Here is a 17686-nt window from a genome sequence, read left to right on the forward strand (position 1 = left end):
TATTAGTATATTCATATTACAAAAAAAGGAGTGGTGCCCACTCCTTATTCTCCTATCTTTTCTTTCAATAAATTATTTATTTCTACTGGATTTCCTTTACCCTTGGTCTTTTTCATAGCTTGGCCAACTAAGAAACCAAAAGCACGGTCTTTTCCATTTTTGATATCTTCGATTGATTCTGGATTTTCTTCAAGTACTTGGTTTACTACTTCTTCTAATAATTCACTATCGCTAATTTGTAATAAATTTCTTTCTTCCGCTAATTTTTCTGGATCTTCATTTGATTCAAAGATTTCGCGAAGCAATTTTTTTGCTACATTATTATTAACTTTATCATCTTTTGCAAGATTTATTAATTTTGCAAAGTTTTCTATTGATAAGTTCATAGTTGATGGACTTTGTTCAGTTTCATTTAATCTTCTTGATAATTCTGTCAATATCCAGTTTGCAGAAATTTTTGGATCATTTACTAATTCATTTGTTTTTTCAAATAGCTCTGCAAGTTCTCTATCATTTGCCAATAAGTTTGCATCATATTCGGTCATTTCATATTCTTTTATATAACGACTTTGCTTTTGAGTTGGTAATTCCGGTAAATTTTCTTCAATATCTTTAATATAATCTTCATTCAAATATATTTCTGGAATATCACCATCTACTGAAAATCTATAGTCATTACCTACTTCTTTATTACGCATGTGAATGGTTTCTAATTTTTCGTCATCCCATCTTCTTGTTTCTTTTATACCAAATTCTCCATTTTCTAATAGTTTTCTTTGGCGTTCTTCTTCATAAGCTAAAGCTTGTTCTATGGCTTTAATAGAGTTCATATTTTTGATCTCTGCTATATTTGTTTTGTTTCCTGTATCATTATTTACCATATTGATATTAACATCTACACGCATAGAGCCTTGAGCCATTATACAATCTGAAACTTCTAAGAATCTTAATGTTGATGCAAGTGTTTCTACAAATTCACGTGCTTCATCTGGAGAATTTATGTCTGGTTTAGTAACTATCTCTATTAATGGAACACCAGCTCTGTTATAGTCCATTAGAGTTCTACCCTCTTCATCGTGATTAGACTTACCAGTATCTTCCTCCATATGAATTTCAATTAAGCCAACTTTTTTACCAGTTGATAATCCGACATATCCATTTTGAGCATATGGTTTATCAAATTGGGTAATTTGATATCCTTTAGTTAAATCTGGATAAAAATATTTTTTTCTATCCATTTTTTGATCATTAGCTATATCACAATTAAAAGCTAGACCAGCTCTTAAGGCAAGTTCAACAGCTTTTTTGTTCATAACTGGTAAAGCACCAGGATGACCTAAGCAAATTGGGCATACATTTGTATTTGGTACTGCCCCAAATTCGTTTTTACAGGAGCAAAACATTTTTGTCTTAGTTGCTAGCTCCACATGGATTTCTAGACCTATTATTGTTTTTGTATTCATTTTGCCTCCCCTAAAAATCTATCTGCTGCATTTATTACTTTATTATCTTCAAATCTATTTCCAATAAATTGGATAGATCCTGATATACCTTCTCTAACTGGTACTGATAAACCACACATACCAGCAAGATTTACTATTACATTAAATCCATCAGCTTTGAAATCAGAAAGTGGATCTTTTTCTGTTTTTTCATCAATAGCTGGAGGTAAGTTTGTTGTAGTAGGTGTTACAATCAAATCATATTTTTCAAATAATTCTTCTAATTCTTCTTTAATTAAAGTACGAAGTTGAAGACCTTTTTTATAAATTTTTTGATCATCGTCAGCTGATAAATACATAGTTCCAAGTGCAATTCTTCTTTGAACCTCTTCGCCTAGACCTTCTGATCTAGATTTTATAAATAATTCAGAAATGTCCTTATAGTCTTCAGTTTGATGACCATATCTTATTCCATCAAATCTACTCATATTTGATGAAACTTCTGAACTCATTATTATATTATAAACAGGATTTGCATAAAATGCGTATTTTAATTCAACTTCTTCTAAATTTGCACCTAAGTTTCTTAGTCTTTCTAAGGCTTGTTGATAGTCTGATTTTACACTATCTTCAATACCATCATAAAGAACACTATCCGTACTGATTACTGCTATATTTTTGCCTTTAAAATCATAATCCTCTTTTTCAAAATTGTAAGCTTCTAAGATAGATGTCATATCATTTTCATCTGGAGATGAAGTGATTTCAGATAATAATCTCAAATCATCAATATTTTGAGCAAATAAACCTACTTGGTCAAGAGTATTAGCCATAGAAACTACTCCGTAACGGCTTAGCAAAGAATATGTTGGTTTATAGCCTATAATATTTGTATATGAAGCTGGTCCTCTAACAGATCCACCTGTATCTGTCCCTAAAGCTACTAAGACATCTTCATTTGATACTGCAACTGCAGATCCTGATGAAGATCCACCAGCTATTTTTGCAGTATCTAAATTATTTTTAACAACTCCAAAATAAGAAGTTTTTGAGCTTGCACCCATAGCAAATTCATCCATATTAGTTTTGGCAATTATAATAGCATCTTCTTTTAATAGATTATCTACAACTGTAGCATTATAAATTGGTGTAAAATCTTCTAACATCTTTGATGCACAAGTCATTTTCATATTTTTATATGAAATATTATCTTTAACAGCTATTGGTAAGCCGAAAAGTTTTCCTAATTTCTCACCATTTTTTAATTTATTGTCTAGATATTCTGCTCTTTTTAAAGAATCTTCTTCGTTAAAAGAAATATAAGCATTGTGCTCATTTTTCTCAATTTTTTCTAAAGTTTCTTTTGTATAATCTACAACTGAAATTTCTCCAGATTTTAATCTATTTACTATATTTTCAATATTCATAAATTCTCCTATAAATTCCAATCTAATCTGAAATATCCAAATTCTCTATCCGGAGCATTTTTTAGCGCATCATCACGGCTTGATGATTCTTTAGCTTCATCTTCTCTAAAAACAGCCTTATGTGCATCAATACTTTCAGTCATTTTTATATTTTCAGTGTCAACATCAAAAATATCTTCTATAAAGTCTATTACAATATTAAACTTATTTGACAAATCCTCTACATCTTTGCCTTCTAAGTTTAAATTAGATAGACTATAAATCTTTTCTACTTCTTTTGCTTGCATCTTACTTCCCTTCTAATTCGTTTAAAAAGTTATAAAGTTTATCACCTTCATAAACTTCTATTCCAAAATCCTTAGCTTTTGTTAACTTAGAACCTGCTTTTTGCCCACAAAGTAGGATATCAGTATTTTTTGATACAGATCCTGTTACTTTACCACCATTTTTCTCTATTAATTCTTTGATATCTTCTCTTTTGTAATCTTCTATAGTTCCAGTGATTACAAATGTTAGATTTTCTAATTCATTTGAAGCATCGTCATTTTTAACTTCATTTAAATTGATACCCTTTGATAAAAGAATATCTATAGCATTACTAATCTTTTTATCATTAAAAAATTCTACAATATTTAGTGCTGTAATATCACCAATATCGTCTATTTCAACTAATTGGTCAACATTTGCATGACGTAAATTATCAAATGTTTTAAATTTGTTCGCCAAATCTCTGGCTGTTCTTTCTCCAACATTTGGTATACCAATAGCATATATAAATCTATTTAAATCCCTATTTTTGCTTTCTGCTATAGCATCAATTAAATTTTGGGATTTTTTTCTCCCAAATCTATCTAATTTAAGCAGATCAGCAAATTTCAGATCATAAATCTCATAAATATCTTCTATCTTTAATTCACCCATAAGTTGTGCTATAGTTTTTTCTGATAGTCCTTCTATATCCATAGCATTTCTAGAAGCATAATGCTGCATACGTGCCAAAAGTTGAGGAGTACATGATATAGAATTAGGACAAATTATATGGACATTTCCTTCTATCAGATCAGTATTGCAATATGGACAATGACTAGGCTTTTCTATTGGCTTAGTTCCCTCTTGCCTTTCGTCTACTACTCCCAAAATTTCTGGGATAACATCATTTGATCTTCTAATAAAAACTGTTGATCCTATTCTTACTTTTTTTCTTAAAATATCATCATAATTATTAAGAGTTGCACGTGAAACTGTTGCTCCAGAAAAATCTACCGGCTCTAGAATAGCCGATGGTGTAACTTTACCTGTTCTCCCTACATTCCACACTACATCTAAAAGCGTAGTTGTATATTCTTCTGCTTCAAATTTAAAAGCTACTGACCATCTTGGAAATTTATTTGTATAGCCAAGTACTTCTTGAGTCTTTTTATCATTTATTTTTATTACGACACCATCTGTTAATATATCAATGGTATTTCTCTCATTTTCTATTTTATCTAATTCTAAGATTATTTCATCATAGGTTTTTACTAATTTATGATAAGGATGAATATTAAAGTTTTCATTTTTCAGAAAATCTAACATCTCTAATTCAGTTGAAAAATCAAGATTTGTTGTAGAAATATTATAAAAATAAGCTGTCAAATTTCTCTTACGAGTTTCATTAGTATCTAAATTCCTTAAGGCTCCTGCAGCTGCATTTCTAGCATTCTTTAATTGAAATTCATTTTCTTTATTATAACGTTCCAGCTCAGAGAGGGGCATCAATGCCTCACCTTGAATTTCTAATAAAGATTGCTCTTCTATTTTTAATGGAATAGATTTTATTGTTTTTGCTTGAGCTGAAATTTCTTCTCCAACTATACCATTTCCCCTTGTTGCAGCATTTATAAGCTTTCCATCTTCATAGGTTAAATTAATTGTTAAACCATCAAACTTATATTCCATAACAAATTCTAAATCTGGTAATTTTTCTTTATGAGTTTGATTATATGAATCATGTAGCCTATTTGCTCTTTCTATCCATTCTTTTAATTCTTCATAGTTTTGAGCCTTATCTTGCGAATATAATCTAGAAATATGAAAGTGCTTTTCAAACTTTTCTAAAACCTCGCCACCTACTTTTTGAGTAGGAGAATTATCTGGGTGAATATCTGCTTCATTTTCTAATTCTTTGAGCCTATCATATAATTTATCATATTCACCATCAGATACTAAAGGTGCATCTAAAGTGTAATAATGATAGTTTAATTCTTCGATTTTTTTTATAAGTTCATTAATTTCTTGTTTTTTATCCATATTACACCTTAAAAATTGGAGCATAGTCCTGATTTAACTTTTTTAAACCTTTTTTATCAAAAGCTACAACAAGTTCATTGCCATCTTTACTTTCTTTTATTTGAACAATCATTCCTTCACCCCATTTTGAGTGGGATATCTTATCACCTACTTGGTAAATTTCATCGCTATTTTCATTTTTTTTAAGTTTCTTATTTAGTACTGATTGCCTGGTTTTTTCTCTCATGTAGTCTTCATTGGATGCTCTTTCAAAAGATTTTGAATTAAATGTATAAAAACTCTTATTTTCAAGTTCTGTGATATTGGTTCTTATTTCGTCCACAAATCTAGAAGTCTTATAATATATTGGTTTTCCATAAGCTCTTCTTACTTGGCTACTTGTTAGATATAATTTTTCACGAGCTCTAGTTATAGCTACATAAAATAATCTACGTTCCTCTTCCACATTTCCTTCATCAATTGATCTTTTGCCTGGAAAAAGTCCTTCGTCCATGCCAACTACAAAAACCACTGGAAATTCTAGACCTTTTGCAGCATGCATTGTCATTAGCATGATAGAATCATCCTTATCTTCAGTTTTTTCTAAATCTGATATTAAACTTAAGTTTTCTAAATAATCATAAATAGTATCTTCTGAATTATTTTCTTCATACTCACTAGCAGCAGATATAAATTCATTTATATTATCAATTCTTGCCCTATCTTCTACAGAGTAACTTGATTCTAAAACTTTAAGATATCCAGACTTATCTAAAACTTCATTTATTAAATCTGTAATAGTATAGTTTAAAGCTTTTTCAAATATTTCTTTTAGTGGATTATAAAATTTATGTGCCAGTTTTTTTAATCTATCTGATAACAAATGATCATAATCTGGATTAGTAATAAGATCTAGCATTGAAATATCATTTTCACTAGCGATAATACTCAATTGTTCAACACTTTTATTGCCTATACCACGCTTAGGTTCATTAATAATGCGCTTTAAAGCTACATCATCTTTTGGATTTACAATTATTTTTAAATAAGAAATTAAATCTTTGATTTCTTTTCTATCATAGAATTTTAAACCACCAATGACTTTATAGTCAATAAGATTTTTCATTAAAGCTTCTTCAAAAGGTCTTGATTGAGCATTAGTTCTATAAAGTATTGCTATATCACCATAAGAATAACCCGAATTTATAAGTGATTTTATTTCATCAACTACAAATTTACTTTCTTCACTTTCTACCGAGTTATTTTTATAAAGAACTTCATCTCCGCTTCCATTTGCAGTCCAGAGATTTTTATCTTTTCTTTTAATATTATTTTCTATAAGGGAGTTTGCAGTATCCAGTATATTAGATGTAGACCTATAGTTTTGTTCTAATTTAATAAGTCTGGCATCTTTAAAATCTTTTTCAAAGTTTAAAATATTGGATATATCTGCTCCTCTAAAGCTATATATAGATTGATCAGCATCTCCAACAACTATTACATTGTTATGATAGCCTGCAAAATATTTTATAAGTTCATATTGAGAAGTATTTGTATCTTGATATTCATCTACAAATACATATTCAAATTTTTTTTGATAATATTCTAAAACTTGCTGATCTTTTCTAAATATTTCAAGTGCTTTTTCTATCAAATCGTCAAAGTCTAGAGAATTGTATTCAAATTTGCGTTTTTCATACAAGCGATAGATTTCATAATATTCATTTTTGTTTCTATAATAACCATCTATCTTTAAAAACTCACCTGGACTTATAGACTTATTTTTTAAAGAACTAATAAGATTTTGTGCATCCCTTACGCTTATTTCATCTTTATAGCCCAAATCTTTGATTATCTCTTTAATTAAAGTTCTTTGATCATTAGTATCATAAATTGTAAAATTGGAGCTGTATCCAATTTTTTCAATATTCATTCTTAAAATTCTAGCACAAATTGAGTGAAAAGTGCCTATCCAAAGATGACTTACATCCATATTTAAAAGACTAGCCACTCTATCTTTCATCTCATTTGCAGCTTTGTTGGTAAATGTGATTGCTAAAATATTTCTAGGATCAATTCCTTCATTATCTATTAGATTAGCAATGCTAGTTGTAAGTACACGCGTTTTTCCGCTACCAGCACCAGCTAATACTAGCAAAGGTCCTTTTGTATGTAGGACTGCCTCAGCTTGTTTATCATTTAAACCTTCTAAATTCATCACATTCCCCCTTATCTATTTTATTATACCACATGAAAAAAGAGTAGACATAAAGCCTGCTCTTTTCATTGGTCTATATTTTAAGAAAATTAATTATCTTTATTTTCTCTTTGTCTTTTTAAATCCTTTTCGATTAGCTTATCTAAAACTAAATCATAGCCATTAGATCCATAATTTAGCGATCTATTGACTCTAGATATTGTTGCAGTTGATGCACCAGTTTCTTCTTCAATTACATTATAGGTTTTTCTTATTTTTAATAGTCTCGCTACATGTAAACGTTGAGCTATAGATTGGATCTCTCTTGCTGTACATATATCTGTAAAAAAAGCGTAACATTCTTCTATATCGTCAAGCATTAAAATAGCTTCGAATAATTCATCTATTTGTTCATTTCTTAATTTTGAATCTGTCATTTTTCCCCCGAATATATAAAATATGTCAAATCACGACATTACTATTATACTCCATTTTTAAAAATAAACATACTTTTATCAAATTATTATATCTAATAACTTTTCTATGCAAAAAACCATTAATATGATTCTAATTATCACTTTTATTTTTAATAGTTATATTTACTAGTTCTTTACACAAATTTTCGTTTCTAGCTAATAACGGTCCATGCAGATAAGTTCCTATAGTATTTTTATATCTAAATCCTTCAGTCTTATCTATACCATTATTACCATTACCTTCAATAACTATTCCAAAAGGTTTTTGGTCTTTGGATAGGAATGTTACCCCTCCATGATTTTCAAATCCTTGGTAGACACTTCCTGTTATGGCATCTTTTATTTCTATCTGTCCAGTGAACCTATTAGCATTTTCTTGATTTTCTGTATAATGATTAAAAATATTTAAGCCATCAATTTTTTTATTGTATGCATCAAAGTAATATTGACCTAAAAGTTGATAGCCTCCACAAATTGCTAGAAAGACTCCCTCATTTTCAATATATTTTTTTATCTCTTCTTTTTTATCTAATAGGTCAGCCTGGACTATTCTTTGCTCATAATCTTGTCCGCCGCCAAAAAATACAAAATCGTATTTACTAGAGTCAAATTTATCTCCTATACTGATAATTTCAGTTTCTACTACATATCCATTCTTTCTTGCCTCATAAGTGAAGGCCATCACATTTCCTATATCACCATAAGTATTTAGTAAATTACCATATAAATGACATATTATTATTTTATTCATAGACCTAAAACCTCCCTTAATCTAAGCATAGCTGTGTAGGTAGATAGGATATAGATATTATCAGTTTGCGAATCTTTTATTACATCATATATTTCATTTTCATAATCAAATTCTTTTATTTCTCCTTCAGATATTTCTGCAATTTCTAATCGTCTTTTCATGTCTTTTTTTCTCTTACCTGAAACATAAATATCTTCTATTTCAAGATTATCTAAATTTTCATAATAAGAGTCATAAATCCAACTTACATCTGTTCCATCTGCGTAATTATCATTTAATAGACATATTAAAGAAATTGGATTTTCTTCTAGAAGCATTAAATCAATAATTTGATTTAGACCAGTAGGATTTTTTACTAAATTTATAGTGATATTTTTACCATCTATATTAATATTTTCTTGTCTACCAAAAACATTTTTTTGACTTCTTAGACCTTCGTAAATTTCTTTATAAGTTAAACCTAGTTCTTTTGCAGCACTAAGGGCTGCCAGAGCATTGTATACATTATAAAGACCACCTACATTTACTTTATATAGCTCATCTCCTACTTTAAACTCAGAATAATTTGCATCTAATTTTAAAAGTTCATCTATAGAATAATCTATAGCCGGTGATATAAAATCACAATTTGGACAAGAATAATCACCTAATGAAGAATAATTATTAAGTTTATATTTTAAAATATTATGACAATGTGGACAAAGAATGCCATCTGAATTTATTTCAGCATCCATATTATAACAATCACTTGCATTTTTATAATCACGAATACCGAAGTAAACCCTATCATACTCTTTTATTTGATCGTAATTAAAGATAGGCAAATCACCATTTGCGATTATTTTAGCATCAGGCATCACTTTCATACCTTCCATTACTTTTGAAAAAATATTATAAATCTCTCCAAACCTATCCATCTGATCTCTAAATATGTTTGTAAATATAACGTAGTCAGGCTTTATATTTTGACCTATCTTTACTAAATTAGCCTCATCAACTTCAAGAACTGCTATGGTTTCTTCCTTAGAAGGATTATCTAGCAATGTGGTTATAATCCCTTGAACCATATTTGATCCAGACTCGTTTGTGTAAACTTTATCGTATCTTTGTTTTAAAATATTTACTATAAAATGGGTTGTCATTGTTTTACCATTTGTACCAGTAACAAAGATGAACTTGGTATTTTTTGACAACTCATTTAATATATTTTTATCTAATTTATAAGCAACATAGCCAGGTAGGGATGTTGCCTTACGATTTGTAAGCCTTAACCCTGCCCTAACTATTTTTGCTATTTCTTTTGTTAATTTATTTCTTATACTCATAAATTTAATATATCTTAAAAAGTGAACTTAGCAATATTTAACCTATAATTTTATAAGACATTTCACCTTCCATTATAACTACTTGTGTTTTATCTATTGATTCAATTCTTATATATCTCTGATTTTTCATATCTTGTATAAACTTATCTATATTTTGCTCAGATCCTTGGATATAGCATTCTACATCACCATTGTATAAATTTTCTATAGTACCTGTTAAGTTTAATTTATCTGCTATAACTTTTGATGTATACCTAAAACCTACACCTTGGACTCTTCCTTTAAATAATATTTTATATCTTTTCATACTTATCTCCTTGGCTATATTTTACCCTAGAACTTGAAATATATTTTAAATAAAGTTTAATAACTTTAACACCCCCTATGGGTGTGAGAGGAGGTAATATGAAAAAACGCTACGATGTAACAGGTATGACTTGTGCGTCTTGCCAAGCCAATGTTACAAGAGCAGTTGAAAAACTTGGCGTTAATGATGTAAATGTAAATCTTATCAATGAATCTATGAGTGTAGATTATGATGAAGATAAATTAAGCGATGATGATATAATCCATGCTGTAGAAAAAATAGGTTATGGAGCTAGCTTAAAAGATAAAGAAAAATCAGCCACAGCTGACAAACCTAATGAAAAAGACCAAGAAGAAAGTAATACTAAATTTAGGTTAAAAGTATCATTAGTTTTCTTAATCCCACTTTTGTATATAGCTATGGGACCAATGATTGGCTTGCCAGTTCCTACTTTTATACAAGGAAGAGAAGGCTCTATAAATAATGCCTTTATACAATTTATACTAACTATTCCAGTATTAGTAGTAAATAGAAAGTTTTTTATAAATGGATTTAAAGGATTATTTAATAAAGCTCCGAATATGGATACCCTAGTAGCTCTAGGAGCAAGTGCAGCAACACTTTATGGGATTTTTGCTATAATGCGAATGGCCTATGGTTTTGGATTTAAACAACCAGAAATTATAGATCAATATATGCATAACCTATATTTTGAGTCTGCTGCTATGATTTTAACTTTAATAACTCTTGGTAAATATTTTGAAGCTAGATCAAAGGGTCAAACTAAAGCATCTCTAGAAAATTTAATAAATCTAGCACCAAAAAAAGCAACAATTCTTGTTGATGGTAAGGAAAAAAGCGTAGATGTTTCTGAGATAGAAAAAGGAGATATAATCTTAATTAGACCTGGAGATTCTATTCCAGTGGATGGTGAGATTATAGAAGGCTCTTCCCTACTTGATGAAGCAGCTTTAACTGGTGAATCTATTCCTGTTAATAAGGGTGTTGGTGATGAAGTAATCACTGCAACTATTAACAAAGAAGGTTCATTTAAATTTAAAGCTACCAAAGTTGGAGAAGATACAACTCTTGCCCAAATTATAAATCTAGTAAATGAAGCAAATGAAACCAAGGCTCCAATCGCTAAAATGGCAGATAAAATTTCAGCTATATTTGTACCAGCTGTAATTTTAATTTCTATTGTTACATTCATAGTATGGATGGCACTAGGATATAATTTTGAATTTGCATTAAATCTAATGATTTCAGTTTTAGTTATATCCTGTCCTTGTGCCTTAGGTCTAGCTACACCGATGGCAATAATGGTTTCTACTGGAAAATCAGCAGAACTAGGTTTATTATTTAAAAACGCAGAAAGTTTAGAAAACTTAAGTAAAGTTGATACTATATTACTAGATAAAACAGGAACTATTACTGAAGGTAGACCTCAAGTTACAGATGTAAAAACTGACATAGACCATAATGAGTTTATGAAACTTGCAACATCTATAGAAAATTCATCTGAACACCCATTAAGTAATGCAATAGTTACCTATGCTGAGGAAAATAATATAGCTTCAGAAAATGTATCAGACTTTAACGCTATTTCTGGTAAAGGAATAAGCGCAACATATAATGGTCAAAGATACCTTGCAGGTAATTTAAAGCTAATGAAAGAAAATAATATAGATCTTAAAAACTATATAGAAATAGCTGATACTTATGCAAATGAAGGTAAGACTTCTATGTACTTTGCTGATGAAAATCAAGTAATTGGTCTAATAGCTGCTAAGGACTTACCAAAAGCAACTTCAAAAATTGCTATAGATGAGCTTAAAAATCTAGGTTATGAAGTAACTATGGTAACTGGGGATAACGAAAAAACAGCAGAAGCAATCAGATCTGACTTAGGTATTGATAAAAAATTTGCTGATGTCCTACCTCAAGATAAAGATAAAGTTGTAAAACAATTGCAAGATATGGGTAAAAAAGTAACCATGGTAGGTGATGGTATTAATGATGCGCCTGCTCTTGCAAGAAGTGATATAGGTATTGCAATAGGAAATGGAACAGATGTCGCTATAGATTCTGCAGATGTTGTACTAATGAGAAATTCACTACTCGATATAGTAAGTGCATTAGAACTTTCTAAATCAACAATTAAAACTATAAAGCAAAATCTATTCTGGGCTTTCTTTTATAATATAATACTAATTCCAGTAGCTGCTGGATTGCTATATCCTTTAAAAGGAATAATGCTTAATCCAATGTTTGCAGCTTTTGCAATGAGTATGTCATCTATTTTTGTTTGTATAAATTCACTAAGATTAAAAACTTTCAAAGCCGAATTTAAAAATCAAAATAAAATAGATGAATTAGAAAATTATATATCAAATAAACAAATAGAAAACTTACCAAATAAAGAATTAAAAGGAGAAGAAAAAATGGCAGATACAAACAAATTAGTAGTTAACGTAGGTGGAATGACTTGTGAACACTGTAAGAAAAATGTTGAAAAAGCATTAGGTGAATTATCTTTTGTGGAAAACGCAAGTGTAGATTTAGAAGCAAAAAATGCAACAGTAGACTTCTTCGGTAGTGCTGATGAAAATCAAATCAAAGAAGCTATCACAGAAGCAGGATACGAATTTAACGGTATCGAATACAAATAATGCATGCTGATAAGGCAAAAACAATTAGAAAACTAAAAACTGTCAGAGGTCAAATCGATGGTTTAATAAAAATGGTTGAAAATGATAGATATTGTATAGATATCAGCAACCAATTAATGGCTTCAATTTCTATTTTGAAAAATATAAATAAAGATGTTCTATCAGCTCATCTTAATCATTGTGTATATCAAGCATTAGAAAATGATGATCCAGATGATGCGAAAGAAAAACTTAAAGAAATTGAGGATATAATTACTAAATTAAATAAAATATAAAAAGACTCCCAAAAAAGGGAGTCTTTTTAAAACTCTATTATATTTTTCATAAATGCTTTATTATTCTCTAAAATCTTAAATAATATAACTCCTATAACACTAACCATGACAAATTCACTTGCCATAAATGAAAATAACATAGTTATAAAAGCTCCTGTACTATCTAGAATAAAATAAGTTCCTAAAGCAGGTACTGAAACTAAAAGTACTGGAAATAGGGAGGCTATAAATAAATTATCAGTTTTTGTCATAAGTCTAAAAGCTATATAAGATGATAAAGTTCCAAATATAACATCAAACCATGCCATTGGACTAAACATATTTGCTATAGCACATCCTAAAACTAGACCAGGTATATATTTCTTGTTATAGAAAACTAATAATACCAAAATCTCTGAAAATCGAAATTGAATTGGTCCATATTGTGGCATTGGAACAACTAAAGTAAGCACAACATATAATGCTGCGATGATTGCTGATCTAACTAAAAAGTTAGTATCATTTGTAAAATTATTTCTTTGTATCATTTTTTCTCCTTGATATTTTTTATAATGGGTGCCAAGAAACATTACTTAGCTATAATACCACATTATTATAGAATATAAAAATCAGATTGAAGCTAAACGTTTATTGAGTAAAGTAAAGATATGAAAAAACAATTAATAGCTATTCCCCTATTGCTTATATCCCTAAGCTCTTGTACACATAGCTTTGGCAAAAACAATGACGGATTAGTAGATCAAGAAAATATAAATATTGTGTCTGATATAAATGAGCTAGCTATAAATACTTTTTTAAAATCTAACAATAATTCAATAACTGATATGATAGTAGATGAAGAAAATAATTTAAATGAAAACTCTACACCAAAAGTTAAGTCAGACGTTAAGGAAGATATTATTAAAAATGTAGAAAAATATGCTGCAAACGATCCTAAAGCTCAATGGGTATATGACAATTTTTTTAATATTACAAATGTAGAAGCATATCTTACAGGAAATGATCCAGATACTATTGAATTTGTATATAATATGAATCATAATATAACAGATTTTCCAAAAACTCCTGGAGAATCTATAAAGCTTGAACGAAAAACCCCATATTATATCCAATGGGACAATAGATGGGCCTATGATGCATTAGGATCTAGAAATATCGGTATATCAGGATGTGGACCAACATCCACGGCTATGGTTTTATCAAGGCTAAAAAATGATCCAAGTATAACTCCAGACAAAATTTCAAGAGATGCAAAAAATTATATGTCCAATGAAGGTGTTTCCTGGTTATTTTTCCCAGATGAAGCAAAAAAATATAATTTATCTTCAAAAGATATAGCAGTAAATGAAAAAGAAATGATTGATGCACTTAAAAAAGGTCCCTTGATAGTTTCTGTCAATCGCGGTTACTTCACACTTTTTGGTCATATATTTGTTATAGATTCTTATAAAGATGGTAAATTTTTAGTTAATGACCCAAATAGTGTAAAAAATTCAATGAGACCATGGAGCTTTGATGAAATCAGCAATCAAATAGCCCATATATGGCAAATATATTAATTTGACAATAAGCTAATGGAAGCATATAATAGAGTAGTATTCTATTTTTGCACCATTAGCTCAGTTGGTAGAGCACCTGACTCTTAATCAGGGTGTCCAGAGTTCGAGCCTCTGATGGTGCACCACAAATTGAAAGCTGCGAGTAATATCGCAGTTTTTTTATTTTCAAAATTTTTCAAAAAAATAGACTGGCTTTACCAATCTATTCATCCTTATCTTGAATTATATAATTTGCTAAATCTAGTAATTCTCTAGCCATATAATAATTATCACCTAATAAATCATATACAGCGTCCTCAGTTAAAATTCCTTGATTTATATCATCTGGAATTTCTCCTTTATTTGATGCATCATGATCTTTTATAAAATCTTCACTATAATAATATTTCTCTAATTTTTCTAATTCTTTTTGATGATCTTTAAAGTCCTTTAAGGATTTAGAAAGATCCTCTAAAAGTTTTTGGTGTTCTTCATATATTTTTGTATATTCTTTTATATGTTCATAATTCATTTCATTTCCTTTCATAAATCATAGATATTATTTTATTAATATCAGCCTTAATCTTATAACCTTTATTATCGGAACCACTGTTTGTTGTTATTATTAAGATTCCTAATTTTTTAAGTAAAACAATTAGCTGTCCACCAGTTCCAGATGCAAAAATTACTTCATTATCAGATATCCAGATACCATAACCATAATTATCTTCTGATAAAAATTTTCTTTTAGTCTCATTAGGATTTTTAAACAATGGTCTTGTCATTTTTTCTATCCAATTGCAACTAACAATTTGTTTTCCGTTGTATTTACCATTATTTATTAATAATTTGCCAATGCTCAGCATATCATTAGCACAAAGATTAACCTTAGTTGCTCCTGCTAGATAATCACCATATCTTTCCCGTTTAGCATCATTTATATTAAGTTGATTAAATAAATTTTCATCTATAAAATCAAAAAGATTATACCCCAAATATTCTTGCATTGTTGCTGCTAATAAATAAAATCCTGCATTAGAATATAAAAAGTAGCTACCAGGTTTAGAATATATTGGATAATTTATTATATAATCAAATAAACCATCATAGTCCTTAGGATCTATATTTTTACTCATCAATACTAAATCCCTGTATCCTGTAGTATGAGTTAAGAGATGCTTTATTTTTACTTCTTTAAGATACCTTAGATTCTTCGTATTGCTAAGATTTATCTTATCTTTTAGTATAGGATAAATTAAAGTTTCTTCATTAAAATTATTATTAGATTTCTCTATTAAAATTCCACAAGCTAAAGCTAACACTGTTTTAGATATAGATCTGACATCAAATACTTTATCATTTGAAAAATCAATACATTGACCAGTTTTATTATCAAATATAATTATACTTTCAGCAGAATCTTCTTTATTAACTATCTCATTAGCTATTTTTTCTAAATCTAACATAAATTCCTTCATCAAAAAGCCATTTTATAAATATTTAAAATATCTTCTTCTTTTAAGTTTTTAAATCCATTTATTTCAGGTTTTGGTCTATTATTAACACAATTTCTTGCCATAATAGGTAAATCTTCTTTCTTAAATCCCTCTTTTTGTAAGTTTTCAGGAATTCCTAATGAAATAAAAAACTCTCTTAAAGATTCTATTGCCTTTTTCGCATCCTCAAAAGTAGATTCTGTTTTTTCTATATCAAAAACATTATATCCAAATTCAGCGATCTTTTCACTTCTTTCATTATCTAAGCAATACTCTAACCAGTATGGAGTAAGTATTGCAAGACCAACTCCATGAGTTATATCTCTTAATGCAGAAAGTTCATGCTCCATTGGATGTACTGACCAAGCTGTAAATTTTCCAGCATTTAATAAACCATTTATAGCCCAAGAATTTGCCCAGATAAGATTTGCACGTGCCTCATAATTATTAGGTTCTTTAATAGCTATAGGGCCATATTTCATACAAGTTTTTAAGATACTTTCAGCAAATCTATCTTCAAGATAAGCACCATCATTTAGTGTAAAATAATTCTCCATTGTATGGCTCATTATATCGCAAGTACCAGCAGCAGTCTGATATACACTTACACTGTAAGTGTATTCTGGATTTATAAGGGCAAATTTGGGTCTAGCATACTCTGATCCCCAGCCTAGTTTTTGGCCAGTTTCTTCATTTGTAATTACTGAACCAGAGTTCATCTCTGAACCTGTAGCAGCAAGGGTTAATATACTTGCTATAGGAATTGCATCTTTAGGATTTTCTTTTCCTATGACAATATCCCAAGGATCAGAATCAGTTTTAGCAGCAACTGCAATTAACTTAGCAGAATCAATAGTTGATCCACCGCCTACTGCAAGTATAAAATCAATGTCATTTTCTTTTGCAATTTTTACACCTTCACGAACTTTATCAATTCTTGGATTAGGTACTATACCTGGAAGTTCAAATATTTCGATTGAACTTTTTTTAAATAGTTTAATAATATCATCATAAAGTCCAATTTTTTTTATGCTATTTCTCCCATAAACTAATAGAACCTTATTACCATAATTTTTAATCTCTCTTGGCAGATTTTTAAGCTGATCTTTTCCAAATAAAATCTTAGTTGATATATTAAAAATAAAATCTTGCATTTTTTCTCCTTAATTTCCTTTATACAATGCTATTTACCCAATTTATCCTGTATATGAAAATTATTTTTCCTTTTAAATATATAATGTAACACCATTATTAGGAGAATGATTAGTGAAAAACAAGTCGCTAGTATAGCTCCAAATATTCCCATATTCATAGTAAAAATAAAAATATAATCTAAAATAATATTTGATAAACTCTCTATTATCATTATAAGCATTGATAATTTAGGATTACCATCATTTCTTATAAAATATTATTAGTTATAAAAACGGAGCAAATAATAATAGAACTTTTACATAAGTATATGCTAGATCAAAAACTTCCTCATCTGCTCCTAAGCCAAATCCTTTCATA

16 protein-coding genes and 1 tRNA gene are annotated in these 17686 nt (G+C 29.1%); 4 read left to right on the forward strand and 13 right to left on the reverse strand.

What is annotated here, in order from left to right:
* Window positions 1–44 precede the first annotated feature (44 nt).
* The 9 genes from gatB to DY249_RS03190 all read right to left on the reverse strand — a co-directional run bounded on the left by gatB (window position 45) and on the right by DY249_RS03190 (window position 10193).
* Window positions 45–1463 (reverse strand): Asp-tRNA(Asn)/Glu-tRNA(Gln) amidotransferase subunit GatB, encoded by a 1419-nt coding sequence (gene gatB / locus DY249_RS03150; protein ID WP_115595150.1) that lies wholly within the window; start codon window positions 1461–1463, stop codon window positions 45–47.
* The gene (gene gatA, locus DY249_RS03155; RefSeq protein WP_115595151.1) at window positions 1460–2869 is read right to left on the reverse strand and encodes an Asp-tRNA(Asn)/Glu-tRNA(Gln) amidotransferase subunit GatA; all 1410 of its coding nucleotides are present in this window, start codon (window positions 2867–2869) and stop codon (window positions 1460–1462) included. Before gatA ends, gatB begins: the two co-directional genes overlap by 4 nt.
* A gap of 8 nt (window positions 2870–2877) precedes the next feature.
* Complete coding sequence (gatC, locus tag DY249_RS03160; protein ID WP_115595152.1) at window positions 2878–3156, reverse strand: Asp-tRNA(Asn)/Glu-tRNA(Gln) amidotransferase subunit GatC; 279 nt, start codon at window positions 3154–3156, stop codon at window positions 2878–2880.
* Between the two features lies 1 nt (window position 3157).
* Complete coding sequence (gene ligA, locus DY249_RS03165; protein ID WP_115595153.1) at window positions 3158–5158, reverse strand: NAD-dependent DNA ligase LigA; 2001 nt, start codon at window positions 5156–5158, stop codon at window positions 3158–3160.
* A gap of 1 nt (window position 5159) precedes the next feature.
* On the reverse strand, window positions 5160–7355 hold the full coding sequence (locus DY249_RS03170) for an ATP-dependent helicase (RefSeq protein WP_115595154.1): 2196 nt from the start codon (window positions 7353–7355) through the stop codon (window positions 5160–5162).
* Between the two features lie 89 nt (window positions 7356–7444).
* Window positions 7445–7771, reverse strand: coding sequence for a YerC/YecD family TrpR-related protein (locus DY249_RS03175; RefSeq protein ID WP_101540094.1), 327 nt, complete (start codon window positions 7769–7771; stop codon window positions 7445–7447).
* A 130-nt stretch (window positions 7772–7901) separates the two neighbouring features.
* Window positions 7902–8561, reverse strand: coding sequence for a type 1 glutamine amidotransferase (locus DY249_RS03180; RefSeq protein WP_115595155.1), 660 nt, complete (start codon window positions 8559–8561; stop codon window positions 7902–7904).
* On the reverse strand, window positions 8558–9886 hold the full coding sequence (locus DY249_RS03185) for a MurT ligase domain-containing protein (RefSeq protein ID WP_115595156.1): 1329 nt from the start codon (window positions 9884–9886) through the stop codon (window positions 8558–8560). Before DY249_RS03185 ends, DY249_RS03180 begins: the two co-directional genes overlap by 4 nt.
* A 37-nt stretch (window positions 9887–9923) precedes the next feature.
* Window positions 9924–10193, reverse strand: a complete 270-nt coding sequence (locus tag DY249_RS03190; RefSeq protein ID WP_101540097.1) for an acylphosphatase — start codon at window positions 10191–10193, stop codon at window positions 9924–9926.
* Window positions 10194–10291: 98 nt separating this feature from the next.
* On the opposite strand from DY249_RS03190, the gene DY249_RS03195 reads away from it, so the two are divergent.
* Both DY249_RS03195 and DY249_RS03200 read left to right on the forward strand, forming a co-directional pair.
* Window positions 10292–12865, forward strand: coding sequence for a heavy metal translocating P-type ATPase (locus DY249_RS03195; RefSeq protein WP_115595157.1), 2574 nt, complete (start codon window positions 10292–10294; stop codon window positions 12863–12865).
* Complete coding sequence (locus tag DY249_RS03200) at window positions 12865–13140, forward strand: metal-sensing transcriptional repressor (protein ID WP_115595158.1); 276 nt, start codon at window positions 12865–12867, stop codon at window positions 13138–13140. Before DY249_RS03195 ends, DY249_RS03200 begins: the two co-directional genes overlap by 1 nt.
* Window positions 13141–13166: 26 nt before the next feature.
* Here DY249_RS03200 and DY249_RS03205 read toward each other — a convergent pair whose 3' ends face one another.
* Window positions 13167–13667: a QueT transporter family protein gene (locus tag DY249_RS03205; RefSeq protein WP_115595159.1), complete on the reverse strand. Its 501-nt coding sequence runs from the start codon at window positions 13665–13667 to the stop codon at window positions 13167–13169.
* Between the two features lie 120 nt (window positions 13668–13787).
* On the opposite strand from DY249_RS03205, the gene DY249_RS03210 reads away from it, so the two are divergent.
* Both DY249_RS03210 and DY249_RS03215 read left to right on the forward strand, forming a co-directional pair.
* On the forward strand, window positions 13788–14699 hold the full coding sequence (locus DY249_RS03210; RefSeq protein WP_101540101.1) for a C39 family peptidase: 912 nt from the start codon (window positions 13788–13790) through the stop codon (window positions 14697–14699).
* 49 nt (window positions 14700–14748) lie between these two features.
* Window positions 14749–14824, forward strand: a tRNA-Lys gene (locus DY249_RS03215).
* A 77-nt stretch (window positions 14825–14901) separates the two neighbouring features.
* On the opposite strand, the gene DY249_RS03220 is transcribed toward DY249_RS03215, so the two are convergent.
* From DY249_RS03220 to DY249_RS03230, 3 genes are read right to left on the reverse strand one after another with little or no spacing between them, the layout of a single operon-like run.
* A complete protein-coding gene (locus DY249_RS03220; RefSeq protein WP_115595160.1) occupies window positions 14902–15210 on the reverse strand; it encodes a DUF4298 domain-containing protein in 309 nt (102 codons plus the stop codon).
* 1 nt (window position 15211) lies between these two features.
* Window positions 15212–16144: a serine hydrolase domain-containing protein gene (locus tag DY249_RS03225; protein WP_172540050.1), complete on the reverse strand. Its 933-nt coding sequence runs from the start codon at window positions 16142–16144 to the stop codon at window positions 15212–15214.
* An 11-nt stretch (window positions 16145–16155) separates the two neighbouring features.
* A complete protein-coding gene (locus DY249_RS03230) occupies window positions 16156–17328 on the reverse strand; it encodes an iron-containing alcohol dehydrogenase (RefSeq protein ID WP_115595162.1) in 1173 nt (390 codons plus the stop codon).
* Window positions 17329–17686 lie beyond the last annotated feature (358 nt).

Source organism: Anaerococcus octavius, from assembly GCF_900445265.1.
GTDB classification, from domain to species: Bacteria; Bacillota; Clostridia; order Tissierellales; family Peptoniphilaceae; genus Anaerococcus; species Anaerococcus octavius.

Coding starts and splice junctions, on each gene's coding strand:
- DY249_RS03220 (WP_115595160.1), bottom strand. CDS start 15,210: ATGAATTATGAACATATAAAAGAATATACAAAAATATATGAAGAACAC.
- DY249_RS03200 (WP_115595158.1), top strand. CDS start 12,865: ATGCATGCTGATAAGGCAAAAACAATTAGAAAACTAAAAACTGTCAGA.
- DY249_RS03225 (WP_172540050.1), bottom strand. CDS start 16,144: ATGTTAGATTTAGAAAAAATAGCTAATGAGATAGTTAATAAAGAAGAT.
- DY249_RS03175 (WP_101540094.1), bottom strand. CDS start 7,771: ATGACAGATTCAAAATTAAGAAATGAACAAATAGATGAATTATTCGAA.
- DY249_RS03195 (WP_115595157.1), top strand. CDS start 10,292: ATGAAAAAACGCTACGATGTAACAGGTATGACTTGTGCGTCTTGCCAA.
- DY249_RS03185 (WP_115595156.1), bottom strand. CDS start 9,886: ATGAGTATAAGAAATAAATTAACAAAAGAAATAGCAAAAATAGTTAGG.
- gatB (WP_115595150.1), bottom strand. CDS start 1,463: ATGAATACAAAAACAATAATAGGTCTAGAAATCCATGTGGAGCTAGCA.
- ligA (WP_115595153.1), bottom strand. CDS start 5,158: ATGGATAAAAAACAAGAAATTAATGAACTTATAAAAAAAATCGAAGAA.
- DY249_RS03210 (WP_101540101.1), top strand. CDS start 13,788: ATGAAAAAACAATTAATAGCTATTCCCCTATTGCTTATATCCCTAAGC.
- DY249_RS03230 (WP_115595162.1), bottom strand. CDS start 17,328: ATGCAAGATTTTATTTTTAATATATCAACTAAGATTTTATTTGGAAAA.
- gatC (WP_115595152.1), bottom strand. CDS start 3,156: ATGCAAGCAAAAGAAGTAGAAAAGATTTATAGTCTATCTAATTTAAAC.
- gatA (WP_115595151.1), bottom strand. CDS start 2,869: ATGAATATTGAAAATATAGTAAATAGATTAAAATCTGGAGAAATTTCA.
- DY249_RS03190 (WP_101540097.1), bottom strand. CDS start 10,193: ATGAAAAGATATAAAATATTATTTAAAGGAAGAGTCCAAGGTGTAGGT.
- DY249_RS03180 (WP_115595155.1), bottom strand. CDS start 8,561: ATGAATAAAATAATAATATGTCATTTATATGGTAATTTACTAAATACT.
- DY249_RS03170 (WP_115595154.1), bottom strand. CDS start 7,355: ATGAATTTAGAAGGTTTAAATGATAAACAAGCTGAGGCAGTCCTACAT.
- DY249_RS03205 (WP_115595159.1), bottom strand. CDS start 13,667: ATGATACAAAGAAATAATTTTACAAATGATACTAACTTTTTAGTTAGA.